Genomic DNA, 22652 nt, shown 5'->3' with positions numbered 1-22652 from the left:
GAGGGGAACCGTCCGTGACCCACATCAACGTACTCGACCCGGGGGCGTCGCCGCTCGACTTCTACGGCTTCGAGTTGCGCCGACATCGAGAGGCGGCGGGACTGACCCAGCGGCAACTCGGCGACATCCTCAACTACACGGGCTCGCTTGTCGGCCAGATCGAAACGGCCCGCAAGTTGCCGACGCAGGAGTTCAGCGAACGGGCGGACGCGGCACTGGAGACGGGCGGGCTGCTTTCGCGGCTCATTGCGCTGGTGATGCGCAGCCAGCTTCCGGCTTGGTTCCGGGAGGTGGCGGAGCTGGAGGCACGGGCCACGGAGATCTCCACCTTCCAAATGGGCATGGTCCATGGGCTGTTGCAGACGCCTGGGTATGTACGTGCCGTGCTCGGTGCGCTGGATCACAGCGACCTCGACGACCGCACCGCGGTACGACTGGCCCGCCAGCGCATCTTCGAAAGGGCCGAGCGGCTGGTCTTCTGGATGGTCCTCAGCGAGGCCGCTCTGCACCAGGAGATCGGCGACCCGGAGACCATGCGTGGCCAACTGGCACACCTGGCCTCGTTTGAGAAGAACCCGCGGATCAATGTCCAGGTACTGCCGTTCTCGGCCGGTGCGCATGCGGGCTCGCAAGGCTCGTTCAACGTCTACCGTTTCACGAACGACCCGTCCATCGTGTACACGGAGGGATACGGCATCGGGCATCCGACCGCCGACCCGGACACCATCAAGGACTGCTCGCTCCGTTACGATCATCTTCAGGCCGCCGCGCTGTCCCTCAAGGACTCGGCGGAGTTGATCCGGCGTGTGATGGAGGACCGCTATGGAGAGCAAGTGGCGTAAGTCCAGCTACAGCGGTGACCAGGGCGGCGATTGCGTCGAGTGCGCCACGCTCGGCGCCCTCGCCTGGCGCAAGTCGACGTACAGCGGCGACGAGGGCGGCAACTGCATAGAGGTCGCCGAAGCCCCTTGCGCCACCGTTGCCGTAAGAGACTCCAAGAACCCCGCAGGCCCGCAACTCGCTTTCGAGCCCGCGGTGTTCACGTCGTTCCTGGAGTGGGCCGGCGCGAAGCGCGTCTGAAGCCCGCTCCGGAGAGAGGCAAGTAGCCGGGCCGCCCGGGGGTGAGACGCCCTCCGGGCGACCCGACTGTGAGAACGCTGTCCCTGAAGGACTCGGCGGAGTTGATCCGGCGTGTGATGGAGGACCGCTATGGAGAGCAAGTGGCGTAAGTCCAGCTACAGCAGTGACCAGGGCGGACAGTGTGTCGAGTGCGCCACGCTCGGCGCCCTGGCCTGGCGCAAGTCGACGTACAGCGGTGACGAGGGCGGCAGCTGCGTAGAGATCGCCGAAGCCCCCTGCGCCACCGTTGCCGTAAGAGATTCCAAGAACCCCACGGGCCCGCAACTCGCGTTCGAGCCCTCGGTGTTCACGTCGTTCCTGGAGTGGGCTACCGCGAAGCGCAGCTGAACACCGCTCCGCAGACAGACAAACAGCCGGGTCGCCCGAGGGCAAGCCGCCCCCGGGCGACCCGGTCATTGTCCGGTCCGATGAGATCAGCCGTACGAGGCCGACCACCTGCCGCGCGTGAAGGTACAACCTCGATGATGTTCGCCCGGGTGCGTTCGTAGCTGCGCCTGACCAACATCGCCGCCCGCCTGCCCTCGATCCCCGACAGACCGGCCGCCGCCGAACTCGGCGACCGCATCGCCGCCCGCGCGTGAGGCGCCCACCGACCTGCCCGGCGTCGACGGCGCCTCGGCCTTCCCAGCGCGGCTGCTCTTGCGGAGCTGCCGTTAAACCGGTGGCGTTCCCGTGGACGGGCCGCATAGCTTGTGCGCTTGTGACAGATGATCCGAAGACGCGCCCGAATCGACCTGACCTCGGCCGGGTGTTCAACGAGGTGCCGGAACTCTACGACCGGGTCCGGCCGGGATACCCCGACGAACTGTTCGCGGACCTCGTCACCGTCACCGGCATCGACGAAAGATCGTCGGTGCTGGAGGTGGGCTGCGGTACCGGCCAGGCGACGCGATCGCTGGCGGCGCTCGGATGCGCGGTGACCGCCGTGGAGCCGGGTGAGGAAATGGCCGCACTCGCCCGCCGGCGGATCGCCGCCTTCGGCGACGTCGAAGTCGAGACGTCGACGTTCGAGGAGTGGGACGACCGTGGCCGACGCTTCGATGCTCTCGTGGCCGCGCAGTCGTGGCACTGGGTCGATCCGTCGATCGGCTGGCAGCGAGCGCACGACGTGCTCCATCCCGCAGGCTGGATGGCGCTGCTCGGCCACGTCGTCGTCCGCCGGCCGGGAGAGCCGGAGGTGTACGCCGAGACCGCCGATCTCCTCGAGCGGTTCTGCCCCGGCAACCCCGACTGGGGTCATCCTCCCCTGGAGGACGACGTGCGCACCACCGACGCGGGCTGGGGCCTGGCCGACGGCTCCGGAGGATTGTTCGGCCCGACGATCGTGCGCTGGTACCCGACCGTTCAGTGGTTCGACGGGGACGGCTTTGCCGATCACCTTCGCTCGTTGTCGCTGTACCGCAGGCTCGACCGCGACGTCCGTGAGCCCCTGCTCGACGCCATCGCCGAGCGCATCCGTACGCGGATGGGCGACCGAGCGGCACGCCGTTACCTGAGCGTCCTCCGCGTCGGACAGCGCGCCGAGGCGCCTCAGTCACGCTGAACCCACGGCCGACCGGCCGTTGACGAGCGGCGCATCAGGTGACAAGTGACCCGGAGCAGCTTGCAGACCGAAGAGGACCCCCTCGCCGGGACGTGGTGAGGGGGCCGAGGGGCGGGTGCTGAGGACTACACGCTGTGGGTCCCGCGTTCCTGCTCCGCGCCGGGGGCCAGCAGCCGGCGGATGCGCTCGTACTCAGCGGCCATCTCCGGTGTGGCGAGGAAGTCGTCCAGGTCGGCGGAGACCTCGTGGTCGACCTCCTCGATGGAACGGATGGCGAGTTCGTACAGCTCGCCGCGCCGGTTCTGCTCCAAGTAGCTGTGCCAATGCGCCAACGCGCTGATGGCGGTGAGGACTCCCGGGTCCAGATCGTCCTCGACCAGGATGCCGTCATAGATCGTCGCAAGCTTGTCGTGCAGCTCGGCGGCGCTGATCGTCAGGACGTCTGCGCAGGCGGTGGTCAGTGCCGCCCGGGCCTCTGCGGTGAGTTCGTCCTCGGCCGCACCGTCGAGCAGTTCCGGCCGCACCAGACGAGTGACCGTCTCTTCTCCGAAGGCACGAACGTCACCCTCGGTGGCCGCGACGATCAACCGGAGTATGTCCGCCTCAAGTTCGCTGTAATTCACGCCCGTAGCTTAAAGCCGGCGCAGACAGGCATGGGGCGCCTGTCTACGCGAGCGCCAAGTCGAGCCTGAGTCGGCAACGCCGACAACTGCGGCTCCCGGGTGCCCGGTTCACACGTCGAAGGGCCGGTAGTGCACAAGGGCGTAACCGTCGTTCTCATGTCGCACCGTCAATTCCACAGCGACGGCTGTCCACGAGGCGAGGGTGTCAGAGGCGTTGGATGATTGTTCCGGTGGCCAGGCCGCCGCCCGCGCACATCGTGATGAGCGCGAACTCCTTTTCCGTGCGCTCCAGTTCATGGAGCGCCGTGGTGATGAGGCGGGCCCCGGTCGACCCCACCGGATGCCCGAGGGCGATCGCACCGCCGTTGACGTTGACCTTCGCCAGGTCCTGGTCGAAGACCTGCGCCCAGCTCAACACCACCGAGGCGAACGCCTCGTTGATCTCGACCAGGTCGATGTCCTTCAGGGCCATCCCGGCCTTGCCCAGCACCGCCCTCGTCGCGTCGATCGGCCCGTCCAGGTGGAAGTGCGGGTCGGCGCCCACCAGGGCCTGCGCGACGATCCGCGCCCGCGGCCGCAGCTTCAGTGCCCGCGCCATCCGCTTGGACGCCCACATGAGGGCCGCCGAACCGTCGGAGATCTGCGAGGAGTTACCCGCGGTGTGCACGGCCGTCGGCATGATCGGCTTCAGCCGGGCCAGCGCCTCCATGGATGTGTCGCGCAGCCCCTCGTCCTTGTCGACCAGCCGCCACATGCCCTGCCCGGCGTGCTGCTCCTCCTCGGTGGTGGGGACCTGCACGGCGAAGGTCTCGCGCTTGAAGCGTTCCTCGGCCCAGGCGTTGGCGGCCCGCTCCTGGGAGAGCAGGCCCAGCGCGTCCACGTTCTCCCGGGTGATGCCGCGGTGGCGGGCGATGCGCTCCGCCGCCTCGAACTGGTTGGGCAGGTCCACGTTCCACTCGTCGGGGAACGGCTTGCCCGGACCGTACTTGGAGCCCGAGCCGAGCGGCACCCGCGACATGGCCTCGACCCCGCAGCTGATCCCGACGTCGATGACCCCGGCCGCGATCATGTTGGCCACCATGTGCGCGGCCTGCTGCGAGGAGCCGCACTGGCAGTCCACGGTCGTCGCCGCCGTCTCGTACGGCAGGCCCATCGTCAGCCAGGCCGTGCGCGCGGGGTTCATGGACTGCTCGCCGGCATGGGTCACCGTGCCGCCGACGATCTGCTCCACGCAGTCGGCGGGGATGCCGGTGCGGCCCAGCAGTTCACGGTAGGTCTCGCCCAGGAGATAGGCGGGATGGAGGTTGGCGAGCGCGCCGCCGCGCTTGCCGATCGGGGTGCGTACCGCCTCGACGATCACGGGTTCCGCGGCCATGGGGGAAACGTCCTCTCCTCGGTCACCCGCGCGGCGCGGGGCGTCCCGGCCCGGCCCGCCACGCAGAACTAGAACGCGTACCAGTTCTGTGTGCAGTTTGCTGACAGCCCGTCCATCATCGCAAGAGGTCGCGCGCAATTGGGGTCGCTCTGCCCCTTGCGGCTTGTAGAACCCGTTACTACGGTCGCGACGACCGGGATTTCCTGATGGTCCGTCAGAATGGTGGGAGTGAGCCGCTCATGCCCTGTCCCGCGCTGTCCGACGGGTTCGACTTCACCGACCCCGATCTGCTGCACCGCCGCGTGCCGCTGCCGGAGTTCGCCGAGCTGCGCCGGGCCGAGCCGGTGCGCTGGATACCACAGCCGCACGGCCTGGCCGGATTCGCCGACGACGGCTACTGGGCCGTGACCCGGCACGAGGACGTACGGTACGTCTCCACCCACCCGGAGATCTTCTCCTCCTCTCTGAACACCGCGATCATCCGCTTCAACGAGCACATCGAACGGGACGCCATCGACGCCCAGCGGCTGATCCTGCTCAACATGGACCCGCCCGAGCACACCCGGGTCCGGCAGATCGTGCAGCGCGGCTTCACCCCGCGTGCCATCCGCGCGCTGGAGGACCGGCTGCGGGCCCGCGCGCACGCGATCGTCCAGGGCGCGCTCGCCCGCTCCGGGCCCTTCGACTTCGTCACCGAGGTCGCCTGCGAACTGCCCCTCCAGGCCATCGCGGAGCTGATCGGCGTGGCCCAGGAGGACCGGTCCAGGATCTTCGACTGGTCCAACAAGATGATCGCGTACGACGATCCGGAGTACGCGATCACCGAGGAGGTCGGCACGGAGGCGGCCACCGAGATCATCGCGTACGCCATGAACATGGCCGCCGACCGCAAGCAGTGCCCGGCCAAGGACATCGTCAGCACGCTGGTCGCCGCCGAGGACGAGGGCAACCTCAACTCGGACGAGTTCGGCTTCTTCGTGCTGATGCTGGCGGTCGCGGGCAACGAGACCACCCGCAACGCCATCACCCACGGCATGCACGCCTTCCTCACTTACCCCGACCAGTGGGACCGCTACAAGCGCGAGCGGCCGCAGACCGCGGCGGAGGAGATTGTCCGCTGGGCGACCCCCGTCAACGCCTTCCAGCGCACCGCCACGCAGGACACCGAGCTGGGCGGCCGGCAGATCAAGAAGGGCGACCGGGTCGGCCTGTTCTACGCCTCCGCCAACCACGACCCCGACGTCTTCACGGACCCGGACGCCTTCGACATCACCCGTGACCCCAACCCGCACCTCGGTTTCGGCGGCGGCGGCCCGCACTACTGCCTCGGCAAGTCCCTGGCGGTGCTGGAGATCGACCTGATCTTCCAGGCCGTCGCGGACGCCATGCCCCACCTGAAACTGGTCGAAGCCCCCCGCAGACTCCGCTCGGCCTGGATCAACGGCGTCAAACAACTCCAGGTCACCACCGGCTGACCGGCCCGGCAGGGGGGCGCGGGGAACTGCGCGAGCGGCCCCGACGGTGGCGCGGCCGGGGGTGGTGTGGTGGTGGGGTTGGTGTGGCGTAGGCATAGCCGAGCGGCGTCGGGGCTCGCGCCCTGAAGGGGCGCGGGGAACTGCGCGAGCGGCCACGACGGCGCCGCGGACGAGGTTGGTGTGGCGGTGGGGTTGGTGTGGCGCAGGCGCAGCCGAGCGGTGTCGAAGCCAGCGCCGCGGGTCCGCGGGGGACTGCGCGAGCGGCCACGACGGCGCCGGGGCCGGGCGTCCGTCTGCGCGGGCGGCGCTCAGCGGGTGGCGGGTCCGTCTGCGGGCGGCGCTCAGCGGGCCGCGCGCCGTAGCTTGCGGGCCTGGGAGGCGGCCTGCTTGATCGCGCGTGGGCCGGTCTTCTGGGCGATGGCGAGGTGCTGCTCGGCCTGGACGGGGTCCGCGAGGCAGGAGCCGAGGTGAAGATGGGCGAGGGCGGCGATCGCCGGGTCGGGCGACGTGGTGCCGACGGTGAGCAGTTCCACCACGCCGTCGGTCCGGTCCGCCTCCAGGCGGCCGACCGCGAGGTCCACCGCGGCCTTGGGCGCGTAGTCGGGATGGCCGGTGGCGTGGACGCGTTCGAGCAGGTCGCGTGACTCCTCGGCCGCTTCGGGGTCGCCGCCGTCCCTGAGCAGCCCGGCGAGGTTGAACGCCGCGTGCAGCGCGACGTTGGTGTGCGGGCCGCGCATCGCCGCGCGGTAACGCTCGACCGCGGCGTCGCGCCGGCCGTTGCGGTCGAGTATCAGGGCGAGTTCGAGCTGGGCAGCCGCGGTGACCACGGGGTCGCCGCAGCTGGTCGCGGCGACGAAGTTCTGCGCCGCCTCCTCGTCCTCGCCGTAACCCGCCCGCAGGAAGCCGAGGTGGATGGCGGCAAGGCCCGAGGTGGCGCCGTTGCGGAGCATCATCGCCAACTGGTAATTGGCGTCGGCGTCCGCCCACTTGCGGCGGGTGTGCTGCGCCATCCCGCGCACGAGGAAGACCTCGGCGGCGATGTCCGGGTCCGAGGACTCGCCCAGCCGCTGGATGCTCTTCAGCGCGTCCTTCGGCTTCTTCCCGGCGAGCTGAACCAGGGCGGTGACGAGTACGCCGGCCGCGCGCAGCTTCGAGTTGTCGGAGGCGGCGGTGCGCGCCGCGAGGGCGGCGGCCTGCTGTACCCCGTCGACGTCGATGAAGGCACGCGCGAGTGCGAGGACGCCCGCGAAGTCGAGCAGGTCGAGGCTCTCGTCGTTGAGCAGCTCGCCCGGATCGGGCAGCCTCAGCGGCCCCGGAAGACCGCCGCCCCCACCTTGTGCGCCACTCACCACGCCACCTCCCGCGTCTTGACCGGCGCCCGACCGGGGCTCACCACCGCAGTGCCGCCCCGCCCGCCCGTCACCGGTCCACCGTCTGCCTACCGCCCGCAACCGTACCCGGCACAACCGTGAGGGGGGTCGACGCCTCCTCAGAACTCGTAGTTGGTGATCATGGCGTTGCCGAAGACGTCGTACACAGACGCACGCCCCTGGTCCGAGTCCTTCCAGTCGGCGAAGGCTCTGACGATCGCGGTGGCAGCCGCCTGCGGGTCTTCTACCTGGGTCTTCCCACCGTTGATATCGGTGGAGATGTAGGCGTTGCCCCGAAGCGAAACTGGAGGACTTCCCGGGCCTGGGTTTTGTCCCCTGTCCCGGCGATGCCACGACGGCCGACGACATGGCCAAGACGGTCCGCAGGACGGCGAAGGCGCTCGACGAGATCTGCCAGGTGCTGCACGGCACCGGCGCCGGTGACTGGAAGGGGAAGGCGGCGGAAGCCTTCCGGGAGAAGTTCGACGACGAGTTCAGACCGCGGATGGACGACGCTCGCGATTCGTTCAAGGATGCCGCCACCGCCCTGGAGGACTGGGCGGCGTACATGGAGCGCAAGCAGAAGGACGCCGAGAAGCTGGAGGCCCAGGCAACCGAGGTCAACGACCAACTGGGCACCGCATACGACAAGGCCAACAAGCTGAACCGCGCCGACCAGAACACGAAGGACAGCAAGGACCACCAGGGCAAGGTCCAGGATGCGAACCGCGCGGTGAACTCCAAAGAGCTTGAGCTGGACGAACTGCGCCGCAAGGGCCGCAGGATGGCCAAGAGCTATCAGGAGTACGGCAAGGGCATAGCCGATCGCCTGAAGACCGCCATGGACAGCGCGCCGAACGAGCCCGGCATGTGGGACAAGCTCGGGCACGCCATCGCAGACCTCGGTGAGGCCCTGGCCGATCTGCCGGGCCAGGTGGGCGACCTTCTGGCCGACGTCGGCGACTGGATCAAAGCCCACGCGGACTGGATCACCGTCGCCGCCTCCGTCGTCGGCGTCATCGCCATCTTCTGCCCGGCGCTGGCCCCGCTGGCCATCGGGCTGAGCGCGATCGCGTTCCTGGCGCACGCGTCCGCCTACGGCGTGAGCGGCCTGTTCCCGCCCACCGGTGAACGCATCGGCAACTGGCTCACGCTGGGCGGTGACGCGCTCGGCATGGTGCCGGGTGTCGGTGCCGCGAAGTCGGGAATCATGGCGGGATTCAAGGCGGGACGGGCGACTGAAGGCGTCGTCGCGGGCACCAGGGTCGGCATCAAGACGGCCGGTACGGTGACGAAGAACATCATCAAGAATGTCGACCCGGTCGCCGCGGTGATCGACAAGCCGGTGATGGCCGTTGCGACCAGGTTGGGGCTCTCGCGCGGTGCCGCCCTGACCGCCACCGAGGGAGTCCAGGCCGCCGCCATGCTCACCTGGACTGCACCGACCGCGCTCAACGCCTACGCGACGAGCACCGGCCGGTACGACGCCGCCACCTGGGGCACCGGCGTGGCCAACATCGCCACAGGCACCGGCGGCGGCAAGTTCGGCGGGCTCGTCGCCATCGGCAGCGCCATCGGTCTGGGTACCTGGGAACTGACGGACTGATGGCCTCCGCCGACACACGGATAACGCCTGCGACTCCCGCGTCCGCGGTCGCACTCGCCGACGGCCCTGACCTCTGGTTCGAACTTCCTCCAGGTTTCACAGAGTTCGACCTCGCCGAGGATGCCGAGACGCGCATGTTGAGGATGGCGGACGCGACCGACGCACTGTTCACCACCGCCACGCCGGAGCAGAAGTTCAGCCTCGTCGTGTCGGGCGAGTACGTCATCCAGACGATGATTGCGGCGGGCGCCGCGCACATCTCCAGCTGTTTCCTTCGAATGAGTGACGGGGAGCTGTCTCAGGGCACGCTGTGCGTGCTCGTCGAGAGGCCGGACACCGGGCTTCAGAGCCAGGACCGGCAGGGATCCGCCAAGCGCACGGCCGCGCAGTGGCACGAGCTGTATCCGGACGCCGAGATCGGGCTGGTCATGCTGCCGTACGGCATCGCCGCCCTGTGTATATGTGATCGGGAGTTGCAGATACCCGGCGCACTGTTCGGCCTGGACGTCTCAGCCCCTGCCAGGGTCCGGCAGTTGCAGTTGTGCGTGCCGCTGAAGACCGGACCCGGGTCGGCCCTCTTCGTCTTCACGACCGGGGACATCGCACACTGGTCCGAGTACCTCGACGTGCTCAGCAACATCATGAGGTCGGTCTCGACGGACGAACCGCAGGGGGATGACGGGCCGGGACCGGACGGTCCGGCTGTTGGAGGAACGGAGAGATGAGCATGAGCGGCGTTGCCGAGGATGAGGTGCGGAAGAGGCGTACTCGCTACCCCGTTCCGCTCGCGGTCGGCATCGGCTGCTACGTCCTCGCCGCGATCGCGGGGCTGTTCCTCCTGGCGGACGACTTCGGTCCTGCCCTGCTGGTGCCCCTGTGGATCGTGCACGGGGTGCTGCTCATCCTGTTGATCCGAAAGCTCGGTGCCAAGGAGTCCAGCACGTACGCGACGCTGTTCATCGTGGCCACCTCGCTGATGTCCGTGTACGTCGCCGCCATGGCCCGCGACGACCTCACACTGCAGCAGCGTGGGGAGAAGGTCACGGCCATCGTCGTGAAGAAGTGGCGTGACCCGGCCGAGGGGCGCAAGAACCGCGACTACAACTACGCACTGGAGCACCAGAACGGCACCAAGGTGCCGGGACCCGCCATGAAGACGTCGTCCGACCTCTACGACGTCGGCCAGAAAGTGACCGTGATCGAGGACCCCCAGGGCGAACTCCGCCCCCAGACGCCCGGCCAGGCGGACGCGACGGGCGAGGAACTCGGATCGGGGGCGTCGGCGCTGGCCGCACTCGGCGCCGTCGGCTGGATGACCTGGCGTGGGTCCAACGCCGCGAGGCGCCGGGACGACGCAAAGCCGTCGGCCGGCCTGCGCAAGGTGTACAACGCCGTCACCGGGAACCACACCACGCAGGAAGAGCAGGAGGAAAAACTCCGCGAGGCCCTGCGCACGTACCCCGCTGACCGCCGCGGCTACATCAAGGTGCAGCCCGAGGACTTCCCCGACCTGACACAGCACCGAGCCGCCCGGATCGCCTGGGAGACGGGCCTGCGCGCGGAGGGGGCGGGCAACCGGGGCTCGTGGCGCTTCAAGGAAACCGTGATCGAGGAAGTCCCGCACGACTGAGCGGCACGCGAGAGGCAATAAGCCACGTACTGCCGGTCTCGGATCTCGAACCGGAGGAGGGGCATCGTCGGACTCGACGTCGTGGACGCTGAACACGGATCAGGCTCCGCCGGTACGGCCACGACGTGAGCGACTTCGTGGCATCCGTCGATGTGCACACAGCACCTCGTCCGTGCGCGCCACGCCCCCGCGCTGTGAAGGCGCGAGGGCGTGGAGGCTGCGTGGGGGGCGGCTCAGTACCAGCCGTGGGTCTGCCAGAAGTTCCAGGCGGCGGTGGGGCTGCCGTAGCGGGAGTTCATGTAGTTCAGGCCCCACTTGATCTGGGTGGCCGGGTTGGTCTTCCAGTCGGAGCCGGCGGACGCCATCTTGTGGGCGGGCAGCGCCTGGACCAGACCGTAGGCGCCGGAGGAGCTGTTGGTGGCGTTGACGTTCCAGCCGCTCTCGCGCTCGACGATCTTGCTGAACGCGGTGTACTGCGCGGCGTCCGGAATCATCTGCTTCGCGATCGTCCGGGCCGAGGAGTCCGCGGCGGGCGCGGCCTGGGCGGGCGACGAGGTCAGCACCATGCCGGTGGCGGCGGCCACGGCGGCGACGGCGAGGGCCTTCTTGGGGGCGGCGAAGCGGTGGACGAACGAGACGGACACGGAGAACCTCTTGCGTCGGGGACGGGGAGTCGCCCGGTACGCGTCACCTCCGCATTGCGTGCGGTGGGCGTACATCGGCGCCGCGACCCGGGTGGGTGCGTCGGCGCCTGGCGACGGGATCCAGAGAAACAGGCCGGGAACTTGTCCGCAATGACCTCTTTTACTAGTTGTGACCGAATCAAGGGGAAAGGTCGCTTGTGTGATCTGGCTCGCAAAGTGCAGGTCGGCGAGGGCGTGCTAGCGGACATATCGGACAAGGTGGGCTGCTATCCGGCTTCGTAGGTGACCTGGGTCATGTGGGGCGGCTCACCGCACCGCCGACCGCCCGCGCATGAACGCTCACCCAGAGGTCAACGGTCAGGGGCGTCGAATGTGACCGCGGTCTCGAACGCGGCCCGCCGGGTCGCCCGGCGCAGCGCCCGCAGCAGCGCCGGACCGAGGACGAGGGTCAGCAGCACCGTGCAGACGGCCCGGCCCAGGTCCCAACCGAGCGAGGTCGCCAGGCAGTAGGCGACGAACCGGGCCAGGTTGGCGGGCACCGCGGCCTGCGGGTCGAAGGCGATGTTCGAGGCCAGGGCGCCCATGAAGGGCCAGCCCGCGAGGTTCATGACGGTGCCGTAGGCGAACGCGGCGAAGAAGCCGTACGCCGCCAGCAGCGCGAGTTCGACTCGCCCGCGCAACCGGTCCGGGCCCGGCAGCAGGCCCGCGCCCATCGCGAACCAGCCCATCGCCAGCATCTGGAACGGCAGCCACGGCCCCACCCCGCCGGTCAGCAACGCGGACGCGAACATCGTGACCGAGCCGAGCACAAAGCCGAAGCCGGGGCCCAGGACGCGTCCGCTCAGCACCATCAGGAAGAACATGGGCTCGATCCCCGCCGTACCCGCGCCGATCGGCCGCAGCGCCGCGCCGGTCGCGGCCAGCACGCCCAGCATCGCCACCGCCTTCGGACCAAGACCCGACTCGGAGATCGCCGCCGCGACGACCGCGAGCAGCAGCACCAGCAGGCCGGCGAACAGCCACGGCGCGTCCTGCGCATGAGCACTGATCCCCGACCCGGGCGAGGCGAGAAAGGGCCACCCGAAGGCGACCACCCCGACGGCCCCGACGAGCCCGAGCGAGGCAGCGGAACGGGGCCCGATCCGGACGGCCCTGGCCTGACGGATCTCCGCCGTCATGCCAGCGCCTCCCGTATCTGGGTCACCGTGAGCCATTCCTGCGGGGCGAGGATCTTGGTGACCTGAGGCGCGAAGGAGGGGGAGGAGACCACGATGTCGGCGGTCGGACCGTCGGCGATCACCTCACCGTCGGCGAGCAGCACCACCCGGTGCGCCAGTTCGGCGGCCAGCTCTACGTCGTGGGTGGCCAGGACGACGGCGTGGCCCTCGGCGGCGAGGCCGCGCAGCAGCGCGACCAGGCGGGCCTTGGCCGCGTAGTCCAGGCCGCGGGTCGGCTCGTCCAGCAGGAGCAGCGGCGGGCGGGCGGCCAGCACCACGGCGAGCGCGAGCGCCAGCCGCTGGCCCTCGGACAGGTCACGCGGATGCGTGTCGTCGGTGATGCCGGGCAGCAGTTCCGACACCAGCGCACGGCAGGTACCGGGCTCGGCACCCGCGTCCCGGTCGGCGGCGGCACACTCGGCGCCCACGGTGTCGGCGTACAGCAGATCCCGGGGCTCCTGCGGAACCAGCCCCACCCGCCGCACCAGTTCGCGCGGCGGGGTGCGGTGCGGGACGGCTCCGCCGACCCGGACACTGCCTGCGCTCGGCTCAACCAACCCGACGAGTGAGTTCAACAGGGTTGACTTACCGGCCCCGTTACGCCCCATCAGAGCGACGATCTCCCCGCGACCGACTTGGAGATCAACCCCCCGCAACGCCTCAACCCGCCCCCGCCACACCACCAGCCCCCGCACCGCGCCTGTTTCGGCCGACGGTTGGTCAGCGCCCTGTAGGGGCGCGGGGAACTGCGCGAGCAACGACGACGGCGCAGCGGCCGGGGGGCGGCCGGTGAAGAACGTCGGGTCCGCCTCCGCCCCGGCCCCGTCGCCTGTTGCGGCCGACGGTTGGTCAGCGCCCTGTAGGGGCGCGGGGAACTGCGCGCCCGGCCGCGACGGTGCCGCGGTCGGGGGGCGGCCGGTCATGGTCGTCGGGTCCGCCTTCGCCCCGGCTCGGTCGCCTGTTTCGGCCGACGGTTGGTCAGCGCCTTGTAGGGGCGCGGGGAACTGCGCACCCGGCCCAGACGGCGCCGCAGCCGAACGACGCCGTATGAGTCGAGGCCAGCGCAGGGGCGCCGCGGGGAACTGCGCGCCCGGCCCAGACGGCGCCGCAGCCGAACGACGCCGTGTGAGCCCAGGCCAGCGCAGCGGCGCCGCGGGGAACTGCGCGAGAGGCCACGACGCAGCCGCAGCCAGACGACGCCTCATGAGCCCAGGCCAGCGCAGCGGGACCGTGGGGAACTGCGCGAGAGGCCCCGACGGCGCCGCGGTCGAGCGGCGGCCGGTCACGGGCGGCGGGACCGCGACGTCGGCCAGGCGCAGCCGAAGCCCCCCAGCCCGGCGGCGCGCCTCGCGGACAGTGAGCGGCAACGGCGACCACCCCGCCAGCCGCCCCAGATCCACCACCGGCGGAAACACCGGAGACACCGCCATCACCTCAGCGGGAGCGCCCAGCACAGGCGCACCCCCCACCGAGGGCAGCAACAGCACCTGGTCGGCGTACTGAACCACCCGCTCCAGCCGATGCTCGGCCATCAGCACCGTCGTCCCCAGGTCATGCACCAGCCGCTGAAGCACCGCCAGCACCTCTTCCGCGGCGGCCGGATCCAACGCCGACGTCGGTTCGTCGAGGACCAGCACCCGGGGGTGCGGGGTGAGCACGGACCCGATGGCGACCCGCTGCCGCTGCCCACCGGACAGCGTGCCGATGGCCCGGTCCCGCAGCTCCGCCAGCCCGAGCAGGTCCAGGGTCTCCTCGACGCGCCGCCGCATCACCGCCGGCGCCAGCCCCAACGACTCCATGCCGTAAGCGAGTTCGTCCTCCACGGTGTCCGTCACGAAGTGTGCGAGCGGATCCTGCCCCACCGTGCCGACGACATCGGCGAGTTCACGCGGCTTGTGGGTGCGGGTGTCGCGTCCCGCTACGGTGACCCGGCCGCGCAGGGTGCCCCCGGTGAAGTGCGGGACGAGCCCGCCGACCGCGCCCAGCACCGTGGACTTGCCGACCCCGGACGGCCCGACGAGCAGCACCAGTTCACCCTCGGGCACCTCGAAGTCCAGCCCCCGGACGGTGGGTTCGACGGCACCGTCGTACGTCACGCTGACGTCCTCGAAGCGGATCACGACGACTCCTTGGGGACCACGACTGCGGGAACGAGGGCGAGGAGTACGGCCGCCGCGGGCCACAGCGGCAGCGTGGGCGCGGTGAGCGGGACGACCCCGGGGTGCAGCGCCGCCGGGTTCCGGGCCGCGGCCAGGGCGAGCAGCGCGGCGACCGCGGCACCGGACGCGGCGACCAGCCAGGCGCGCACGTTCCACGGGTCGGGCCGGTACCGGGTGCGGGTCGAGCGCCGGCCGCCGAGGCGCAGCCCGGCGAGGGCCGCGCCCACCCCGGCGAGCAGCACCGGCAGCCCGTAGGTGCCGCCCTCTGCGGTGAGCAGCCCGTACGTGCCGGCGCAGACGCCGAGCAGGCCGCCCAGGGTGAGCGCGGCGGTCGTACGGCGGACGGCGACGGGGACGTCGGCGCTGCGGCCGTACCCGCGGGCGTCCATCGCGGCGGCCAGCGCCACGGAGCGTTCCAGGGCGCCCTCCAGCACGGGGAGGCCGACCTGGAGCAGGCCGCGCACGCCCCGGTCCGGGCGGCCCCGCAGCCGGCGCGCGGCCCGCAGCCGCTGTACGTCCGCGATCAGGTTCGGCGCGAAGGTGAGCGCGACGACCACGGCCACGCCGATCTCGTAGAGGGCGCCCGGCAGGGACTTGAGGAGACGGGCCGGGTTGGCGAGGGCGTTCGCCGCGCCGACGCAGATCAGCAGCGTGGCCAGCTTCAGGCCGTCGTACAGCGCGAACAGCAGTGACTCGGCGGTGACCCGGCCGCCGAGCCGGATGCCCTGCGCCCAGTGCGGCAGCGGGACTTCGGGAAGGGTGACGAGGACGTGCGTGCCGGGGATCGGGGAGCCGAGGACCACCGCGAAGACCAGGCGTACGACGAGGACGGCGAGCGCCAGCTTGGCGAACGCCGTGTAGGACCGGGCCCAGGGGGCGGAACTGCGATGGATGGCCACCACATAGCCCGCCGCCGCGACGAGCAGCCCGAGCAGCAGCGGATTGGTCGTCCGGCTCGCCCCCACCCCGAGCCCGACCGCCCACACCCACCAGGCCCCGGCATGCACGACACTCCGCTGCCGCTGCCGCTGCCGCTGCCGCTGCCGCTGCCGCTGCCGCTGCCGCTGCCGCTGCCGCTGCCGCTGCTGCTGCCGCTGCCGCTGCCGGGATGCGGGCACCCCGCCCGGAGCCGACCGGCCGTCGAGACGCTGGGCCGCGCCGCCCTTGCGGCCCATGCGCGTACTGCTTGTGCCATCGGTGCGGTGCGGCGGCTCCCGGCGCAGACCGCCAGGCGCGTCCGCGCTGCCGGCCCCACCCCGGTGATCGGCGCCGCCCGTCCCACCAGTCCGCTCGGTCTCACCAGGTCGGTCTGTGTTGCCGGGGCGGTCCGTCTTACCAGGTCGGTCTGTGTTGCCGGGGCGGTCCGTCTTACCAGGTCGGTCTGTGTTGCCGGGGCGGTCCGAGCCGCCAGGCTGGTCCGTCTCAGCATGTCGGTCTGGGCGGGGTGTGGCGTGTGGTGGCCGGGGGGCGGGGCGGTTACGCATTCCGGCGCCGGCGGGCCTGCCAGACGGCTGCCGTGCCGAGCAGCACGACCGCTGCCGCGCCCGCCCACCAACCGATCGACGGGCCGCCGCCCTCGGTGGCCGCGGGCCGCTTCGCGGCGGCCGTCGGCTTGTCACCGGCGGACGCCACCTGCTCGCCGCAGCCCTTGCGCGGGTATCCGGCGATCGCGCACAGCAGGGCGTTGGCGTCGTAGCGCAACGGCCCCGCGACCGCCGCCAGCGCCTGAGCGGTCGTCCCGTCGGGCCCGACGACCGCGCAGGCGGTCCGCGCCTTCGGCGGCGTCTCGCCCTCGGCCGCGTCCGCCGCCGTACCGAAGTCAAGGACCAGCGCCACCCGCTTGCGGCCCTCCCGCTCCGGCGTCTGCGCGCAGATCGTGTCGAAGCCCGCCGTACCGCGCGGGCGCGTGGCGTCGCCGGAGTCCTCGCTCACCGCGAACCGGAAACCCTGCACGGCACCGTCGGCGGGGCGGGCCGTCGACGGGCCTTCGGTGGCGTACGTCCACCGGTCGCCCGCGCGCTCCCAGAAGGACCAGTAGCGGTAGCCGGCGGCCTGCGCCTGGCCCGCGGCACCCCAGACCAGGAGCGCGGCCAGCAGCAGGAGCGCGCCGCGCCGCACGCCGGTCACAGCTGCTGCTGCTTTCTGCGGCCGCTGAGCAGGAAGCCGATGCCGGCGCCGGCGGCCAGACCGGCGCCGACCATCCACCACAGGCCGGCGCCCGAGCCGCCGTCGTCCTTCTTCTCACCGGACGCGTCGGCCGTCTTCGTCGCCTTCGTCGCCTCGTCGGTCTGCGGTGCCGGGCCGGTCGCGTTGAGCGCCCGCACCAGGTCCGTACCGCCGAAGTCCCGCGGATCCGCGCCGGCGGCGTGCGCCGCGAAGATCAACTGGGCGTACCCGGCCGGCCCGCTCTGCTTCGCCCAGGCCACCGCGTTCTTCTCCAGCCACGCCAACGGCTTCGCCGCCCGCTGCGCACCGCCCTGCGCGGCGAGCGCGACGACCGCGTCGGCCGTGTTGCCGTAGTCGGGCTGCTCGGGGGCGCCGGCCAGCGCGGAGGTGAGGTGGCCGTCCTCGGCGACGGCGCGGGCCAGATACGACGCGCCGTTGGCCGCGGCCCGTTCGGGAGTGAGCCGGTCCGAGTCCACGCACCCCGTACCGGATTCCTTGCCGGACTCCGTGCCGGACTCTTTCCCGGACTCCGTGCCGGACGTCTGGTCCGGCTTGCCCGCTTTCGCGTCGAGGCCCGCGCCGAGCACGCCCACCACGGCCGCCGCGGTGGCGTCCGCGTTGGCGGCCAACGCGCCCTTCTTGTCCGGCTGGTAGGCGAAGGCGCCCGCGCCGTCGCCCGTGCCTGCGCGTGTGCAGGGCAGGGCCAGCTTCAGCAGCGCGTCGTACGGCGACCTGCCGCCCTTGGCGACCTCCGCGGGCCGCTCACCGGCCGCCGCGAGCGCGCCGATGACCACGGCCGTGGAGTTCGCGTCGCTCGCGCCACCCGGTGCGTAGCCCCAGCCGCCGTCCTTGTTCTGCACCGACTTCAGCCAGGTCACCGCCTTGCCGGTGGCGTCCTCGTGCCCGCCGACCGCCACCAGCGCCTGGACGGCGGCGGCCGTGCTGTTGGTGTCGGTCATCACCTTGGCGTCGCAGGCCCCTGCGGGCTCGGCGCGGAAGGCGGCGAACGCGCCGCTCGCGCACTGCTGCCCGGTCAGCCAGTCGACCGCCTTCGCGGCGGGCGTCACGGACACCGTGCGCTGCGCGAGCAGCGCCAGCGACTGCCGCCAGACGCCGTCGTACTTCGGATCCGAGTCGCCGTACAGCCCGGACGGGAGTACCGCCGACGGGGACGGCGACGGGCTCGCGGCCAGGGCAGGCGCCGCGGCGGCGAGCACGCCGGCGGTGGCCAGGGCCGCTGCGCTGCGGCGGACGTTCATGGTCGGCGGGTGCCTCTCTTCGCGGGTCGGTTCGCGAGGAAGCCGGGCAGCACGGGACACCCCGGGCGGCTCGGGCCCCGTAAACCTCGACGGTGCCGTGCGCGGCGGGTGCCGACGCACGTGAGCCGGTCAACGTACCGCCCGGGGCAGTCCGGCTCACCGGCCGCGGACGGCCGGTTCACGGTTGCGGGTCAGCGCCGGATTCGCACCGGCTTCCCCCCGAACGGATGAGATGACGACCCACCCACTCTACCGACCCGCCCCGGCGCCTCAGAGGGGGCGGCTCCGGCAGCGCCCCCAAAGGGGCGCGGGGAACGGCGCGCCAGCCACGATGCTGCCGCAGCCAAGCAACGGCGGCTCGCCCCCCAAAGGGGCGCGGGGAACGGCGCGCTCAGCCACACCGCACCCGCACTCGCCCGACGGCAATCCGAGGCACCCCGGGAGGCGCGCTCAGCCACACCGCACCCGCACTCGCCCGACGGCAATCCGAGGCACCCCGGGAGGCGCGCCCAGCGAGCAGCGAGGCGAGCTGTTCACCCGGTCCGTACGTAAGCCACCGGCCAGGTATCCGGGACCGGTTCCGCCCGCCCCTGCTTGACCAGGCGCCGCACATGCGCCTCGGCCTCCGAGACGGCGATGGTGCGGGACGCGGCCGGGATCTTTGGCCAGGGCCGGTTCCACTCCATCCGCTCGGCCAGCTGCCACGGCGTGAGCGGTACGGCGAGCAGCGCCAGCAGACCGCCCAGCCGTTCCTCATGATGCGCAAGCAACTCCCGTACCCGGCCGGCCGCATCGGTGAACGCGTGCTGGTGGGCCGGCAGCACCTCGGCGGGGGCGAGCCGGCCGACCCGCTCCAGCGAGTCGAGATAGTCCCCGAGCGGATCGGTCACGGTCGCGTCGTCGGGGTCCTCGTACAGCCCGATGTGCGGGGTGATCTCCGGAAGCAGATGGTCGCCGGAGAACAGGCGGCCCTGGCCGGGCAGTCCGGAGGGGTGCGCCTCCTCCAGGTGCAGACAGACATGGCCGGGCGTGTGCCCCGGCGTCCAGACGGCCCGCAGCCGGCGGCCGGGCAGGTCGAGAAGGTCGCCGGGGACGATCTCGCGGTCGGGCAGTGCGGGGGACAGCCGCGGCACGGAGCGGGGGGAGCGCAGCGGCGCGAGGTGCTCCTCGGGGGCGCCGGCCGCCGCGAGCTTGGCGCTCATATAGCCGAACCAGCGCTCGGGACGGGACTCTCGGGTGCGGCGTACCACCGCGGTGTCGGCCGCGTGCATCGCCACCCACGCGCCGGACGCCTCCCGTACCCGCCCGGACAGGCCGTGGTGGTCGGGGTGGTGATGGGTGATGACGACCCCGTGCACCTCCCGCACGGACGTGCCGCAGGCGATCAGCCCCGCGACCAGCGTGTCCCACGACTCCGGGTCGTCCCATCCGGTGTCGACCAGCACGGGCCCGCGGTCGGTGTCCACGACGTACACAAGCGTGTGCCCGAGCGGATTGTCCGGAATGGGCACGGCCACGGCCCGCACACCCCCACCGTGATCGAACGTCTCAGCCATCAGACCTCCCCACCCCACTATAACTAGAACCCGTTCCAGTAGCAGATCAAGTCACCTGGATCCCCCAGGTGTTGGCTCGGTCGATAGGGGACCGAAGCGACTGCGGGTCCGGGCGGGTGGTGTCTCGGCGTGGACTAGTTCAAGTAGAACTGGTATCAGTTCTGAAACGGCGTCAGAAGATGTGCCGCAGGAGGCAGTCGGCCATGACGAAGCTCGTGGAACACGGACAGCTGTTCATCGGTGGGGAGTTGACCGATCCCCTGGGCGAGGGCGTCATCGAGGTGGTCTCGCCGCACACCGAGGAGGTCATCGGCCGGGTGCCGCACGCGTCCGCGGCCGATGTGGACCGGGCGGTGGCCGCCGCGCGGACCGCGTTCGACGAGGGGCCCTGGCCGCGCACGGCGCTCGACGAGCGGATCGCGGTCGTCACCCGCATCAAGGACGGCATCGCCGCCCGGCACGAGGAGATCGCCCGCGTGATCTCCGCCGAGAACGGATCACCGTACTCGTGGAGCGTCCTCGCCCAGGCGCTCGGCGCGATGATGGTGTGGGACGCGGCGATCACCGTCGCCCGCAGCCACACGTACGAGGAGACGCGCGACGGGGCGCTCGGGAAGATCATGGTGCGGCGCGAGCCGGTCGGCGTGGTCGCCGCCGTCGTCCCGTGGAACGTCCCGCAGTTCGTCGCCGCCGCCAAGCTCGCGCCCGCCCTGCTCGCCGGCTGCACGGTGGTCCTCAAGCCGTCCCCGGAGTCCCCGCTGGACGCCTACATCCTCGGCGAGATCGCCCGCGAGGCCGGGCTGCCCGACGGCGTGCTGTCGATCCTGCCCGCCGACCGCGAGGTCAGCGAGTACCTGGTGGGGCACCCGGGCATCGACAAGGTCGCCTTCACCGGCTCGGTGGCCGCGGGCCGGCGGGTCATGGAGGTGGCCGCCCGCAACCTCACCCGCGTCACCCTGGAACTCGGCGGCAAGTCGGCGGCCGTCGTGCTGCCGGACGCGGACCTCGAGACCGCGGTCGCGGGCATCGTCCCGGCGGCCTGGATGAACAACGGGCAGGCGTGCGTGGCGCAGACCCGCATCCTGCTGCCCCGCTCCCGCTACGACGAGTTCGCGGACGCCTTCGCGCGGGCCGCGAGCGCGCTCACGGTCGGCGACCCGCTGGACCCGGCCACCCGGGTCGGCCCGCTGGTCACCCGGCGCCAGCAGCAGCGCAACCTCGACTACATCCGCATCGGCCAGGAGGAGGGCGCCAAGATCCTCATCGGCGGCGGCCGGCCGGCGGGCCTTGAGCGCGGCTGGTACGTCGAGCCGACGCTCTTCGGCGACGTCGACAACTCCATGCGGATCGCCCGCGAGGAGATCTTCGGACCGGTCATCTGCCTGCTGCCGTACGGCGACGAGTCCGAGGCGTTGAAGATCGCCGACGACTCCGAGTACGGGCTGTCCGGCAGCGTGTGGACGGCCGACACCGCGCACGGCATCGAGGTCGCCCGGCAGGTGCGCACAGGAACGTACTCGGTCAACACCTTCAGCCTGGACATGCTCGGCCCGTTCGGCGGCTACAAGAACTCCGGTCTGGGGCGGGAGTTCGGACCCGAGGGCTACGACGCCTACCTGGAGCACAAGATGATCCACCTGCCGGCGGGCTGGGAGGCGTAGGCGATGGGCGACCGCTGGCACATCGAGGTCGACCGCTCCGTCTGCATCGGCTCCGCCCAGTGCGTCCACCACGCCCCCGACGGCTTCCGTCTCGACAGCGCGCGCCAGTCCCGGCCGGTCGAGGCGGACACCGACGCCGACGAGCAGGTGCTGGCGGCGGCGGAGAGCTGCCCCGTGGAGGCCATCGTGATCACGCTGTCGGCGGGCGGGGAGCCGGTGTTCCCGCCCGAAGAGTAAATTTTCCCTTTCGGGGGGTTCCATCTTGTATGTGCGGTTTTATGCTGGAAGAGGCCTACGAGGCGAGTGAGGGAGTTCGACCGGAGTAGCCGACTCGGGCGCGACGCGCAAGCATCCGCCGGGGCCGACGTCGACGGTCGGGCTGAGAGGCCGGAAGGCAGTGGTTGGGCCGGAAGGCGACCTCCATCACCTGATCCGGACAATACCGGCGAAGGGAACCCGTCTCGTAGGTCCTACTTCTGCCCCGGGCGTGCCGTGGACCGGCCCTCGCGTGCCGTGGGCCGTCCCTCGGGGGCCGTCAGGTCGATCAGCCGGCACACCGTCTCGATGTCGATCTTGACCTGGGCGATGGAGGCGCGGCCCGACAGCCAGGTGATCAGCGCCGAGTGCCAGGTGTGCCCGATGACACGGACCGCCGACAACTGCTCCGGGGTGGGATTCTCCAGCCCCATCGCGTCCAGCACGATCGCCGTGGTCTGCCGGGACACCTGGTCCACCTCGGGGCTCACACTGCGGTCCGCGAAGGTCAGGGCGCGCACCATCGCGTCCGCCAGATGCGGCTCGCGCTGAAGGGCACGGAAGGCCCGCATCAGCGTCTCCGCGACCCGCTCGGCCGCCGTGTCGCCCGTCGGGGGCTTACGGCCCAGCGTGCCGTGCAGATGCTCCAACTGGGCCTGCATCGTGGCGACCAGCAGATGCACCTTGGAGGGGAAGTAGCGGTAGAGCGTGCCGAGCGCCACCTGGGAGGACTCGGCGACCTCCCGCATCTGCACCGCGTCGAAGCCGCCCCGGCTTGCCAGTTGCGCGCTCGCGTGCAGGATCCGGCGGCGGCGGGCCTCCTGCCGCTCCGTGAGGGGCGACGAGGCGGGCTGTCTCGATGGGGCGGCGCTGGCGTCCCCCTTGGCTTGCGCAGGCATGGGTCCCGCTCCGTGACTGTCGGTGAAGGCTGCTGATCGCACAGCATGGTAGGCGGGTCGTGGCGTGAATCACC

At 71.3% G+C, this 22652-nt stretch carries 21 protein-coding genes; 10 read left to right on the top strand and 11 right to left on the bottom strand.

The genetic code is table 11. From position 1 onward, the window contains the following. The first annotated feature begins 14 nt into the window (after positions 1-14). The 4 genes from ABT245_RS05225 (at position 15) to ABT245_RS05210 (ending at position 2683) form a co-directional block, all read left to right on the top strand. Positions 15-842 (top strand): helix-turn-helix domain-containing protein, encoded by an 828-nt coding sequence (locus tag ABT245_RS05225; RefSeq protein ID WP_351728765.1) that lies wholly within the window; start codon positions 15-17, stop codon positions 840-842. Next, entirely contained in the window at positions 823-1080 is a 258-nt protein-coding gene (locus ABT245_RS05220; protein WP_351728762.1) for a DUF397 domain-containing protein, read from the top strand. The genes ABT245_RS05225 and ABT245_RS05220 overlap by 20 nt, the downstream gene beginning before the upstream one ends. 129 nt (positions 1081-1209) lie before the next feature. Next, positions 1210-1467 (top strand): DUF397 domain-containing protein, encoded by a 258-nt coding sequence (locus ABT245_RS05215; RefSeq protein WP_351728759.1) that lies wholly within the window; start codon positions 1210-1212, stop codon positions 1465-1467. A 373-nt stretch (positions 1468-1840) separates the two neighbouring features. Beyond that, positions 1841-2683, top strand: a complete 843-nt coding sequence (locus ABT245_RS05210) for a class I SAM-dependent methyltransferase (protein ID WP_351728757.1) — start codon at positions 1841-1843, stop codon at positions 2681-2683. 125 nt (positions 2684-2808) lie between these two features. On the opposite strand, the gene ABT245_RS05205 is transcribed toward ABT245_RS05210, so the two are convergent. Then, positions 2809-3306, bottom strand: a complete 498-nt coding sequence (locus ABT245_RS05205) for a hypothetical protein (RefSeq protein WP_351728754.1) — start codon at positions 3304-3306, stop codon at positions 2809-2811. A gap of 205 nt (positions 3307-3511) precedes the next feature. Continuing rightward, a complete protein-coding gene (locus ABT245_RS05200) occupies positions 3512-4681 on the bottom strand; it encodes a steroid 3-ketoacyl-CoA thiolase (RefSeq protein WP_351728751.1) in 1170 nt (389 codons plus the stop codon). Positions 4682-4920: 239 nt separating this feature from the next. Here ABT245_RS05200 and ABT245_RS05195 point away from each other — a divergent pair, with 239 nt between their 5' ends. Further along, positions 4921-6156 carry a cytochrome P450 gene (locus ABT245_RS05195; RefSeq protein WP_351728749.1) on the top strand — a complete coding sequence of 412 codons (1236 nt, stop codon included), beginning with the start codon at positions 4921-4923 and terminating at the stop codon, positions 6154-6156. Positions 6157-6497: 341 nt separating this feature from the next. On the opposite strand, the gene ABT245_RS05190 is transcribed toward ABT245_RS05195, so the two are convergent. After that, a complete protein-coding gene (locus ABT245_RS05190; RefSeq protein ID WP_351728746.1) occupies positions 6498-7505 on the bottom strand; it encodes a tetratricopeptide repeat protein in 1008 nt (335 codons plus the stop codon). Between the two features lie 388 nt (positions 7506-7893). Here ABT245_RS05190 and ABT245_RS05185 point away from each other — a divergent pair, with 388 nt between their 5' ends. The 3 genes from ABT245_RS05185 to ABT245_RS05175 all read left to right on the top strand — a co-directional run bounded on the left by ABT245_RS05185 (position 7894) and on the right by ABT245_RS05175 (position 10762). Then, complete coding sequence (locus tag ABT245_RS05185) at positions 7894-9132, top strand: putative T7SS-secreted protein (protein WP_502982068.1); 1239 nt, start codon at positions 7894-7896, stop codon at positions 9130-9132. A 143-nt stretch (positions 9133-9275) separates the two neighbouring features. Beyond that, the gene (locus ABT245_RS05180; RefSeq protein WP_351728744.1) at positions 9276-9857 is read left to right on the top strand and encodes a hypothetical protein; all 582 of its coding nucleotides are present in this window, start codon (positions 9276-9278) and stop codon (positions 9855-9857) included. 2 nt (positions 9858-9859) lie between these two features. Further along, positions 9860-10762, top strand: a complete 903-nt coding sequence (locus tag ABT245_RS05175) for a hypothetical protein (protein ID WP_351728743.1) — start codon at positions 9860-9862, stop codon at positions 10760-10762. A 233-nt stretch (positions 10763-10995) separates the two neighbouring features. On the opposite strand, the gene ABT245_RS05170 is transcribed toward ABT245_RS05175, so the two are convergent. From ABT245_RS05170 to ABT245_RS05140, 7 genes are all read right to left on the bottom strand, one after another. After that, positions 10996-11406 (bottom strand): aggregation-promoting factor C-terminal-like domain-containing protein, encoded by a 411-nt coding sequence (locus ABT245_RS05170; RefSeq protein WP_351728740.1) that lies wholly within the window; start codon positions 11404-11406, stop codon positions 10996-10998. A 350-nt stretch (positions 11407-11756) separates the two neighbouring features. Next, entirely contained in the window at positions 11757-12584 is an 828-nt protein-coding gene (locus ABT245_RS05165) for an ECF transporter S component (protein ID WP_351728738.1), read from the bottom strand. Beyond that, positions 12581-14743 carry an ABC transporter ATP-binding protein gene (locus ABT245_RS05160; protein ID WP_351728735.1) on the bottom strand — a complete coding sequence of 721 codons (2163 nt, stop codon included), beginning with the start codon at positions 14741-14743 and terminating at the stop codon, positions 12581-12583. The genes ABT245_RS05165 and ABT245_RS05160 overlap by 4 nt, the downstream gene beginning before the upstream one ends. Continuing rightward, positions 14740-15957 (bottom strand): CbiQ family ECF transporter T component, encoded by a 1218-nt coding sequence (locus ABT245_RS05155; protein WP_351728732.1) that lies wholly within the window; start codon positions 15955-15957, stop codon positions 14740-14742. The genes ABT245_RS05160 and ABT245_RS05155 overlap by 4 nt, the downstream gene beginning before the upstream one ends. 301 nt (positions 15958-16258) lie before the next feature. After that, positions 16259-16909, bottom strand: coding sequence for an SCO2322 family protein (locus tag ABT245_RS05150; protein WP_351728730.1), 651 nt, complete (start codon positions 16907-16909; stop codon positions 16259-16261). Continuing rightward, positions 16906-18207, bottom strand: a complete 1302-nt coding sequence (locus ABT245_RS05145; protein ID WP_351728727.1) for an SCO2321 family membrane protein — start codon at positions 18205-18207, stop codon at positions 16906-16908. Before ABT245_RS05145 ends, ABT245_RS05150 begins: the two co-directional genes overlap by 4 nt. Positions 18208-18740: 533 nt before the next feature. Next, entirely contained in the window at positions 18741-19763 is a 1023-nt protein-coding gene (locus ABT245_RS05140; RefSeq protein WP_351728725.1) for a Strvi_7410 family MBL fold metallo-hydrolase, read from the bottom strand. A 203-nt stretch (positions 19764-19966) separates the two neighbouring features. Between ABT245_RS05140 and ABT245_RS05135 the strand changes: the two genes are divergently transcribed. Both ABT245_RS05135 and ABT245_RS05130 read left to right on the top strand, forming a co-directional pair. Further along, positions 19967-21424, top strand: a complete 1458-nt coding sequence (locus ABT245_RS05135) for an aldehyde dehydrogenase (RefSeq protein ID WP_351728723.1) — start codon at positions 19967-19969, stop codon at positions 21422-21424. A gap of 3 nt (positions 21425-21427) precedes the next feature. Continuing rightward, entirely contained in the window at positions 21428-21661 is a 234-nt protein-coding gene (locus ABT245_RS05130; protein WP_351728720.1) for a ferredoxin, read from the top strand. A 233-nt stretch (positions 21662-21894) separates the two neighbouring features. Here ABT245_RS05130 and ABT245_RS05125 read toward each other — a convergent pair whose 3' ends face one another. Beyond that, positions 21895-22578, bottom strand: coding sequence for a TetR family transcriptional regulator (locus ABT245_RS05125; protein WP_351728718.1), 684 nt, complete (start codon positions 22576-22578; stop codon positions 21895-21897). Between the last annotated feature and the right edge of the window lie 74 nt (positions 22579-22652).

The sequence above is a fragment of the Streptomyces sp. NPDC001508 genome (assembly GCF_040298665.1).
In the GTDB taxonomy this organism is placed as follows: Bacteria; Actinomycetota; Actinomycetes; order Streptomycetales; family Streptomycetaceae; genus Streptomyces.
Note: the sequence above shows the minus strand (reverse complement) of the source record. Positions and strands in the feature narration are given on the sequence as shown.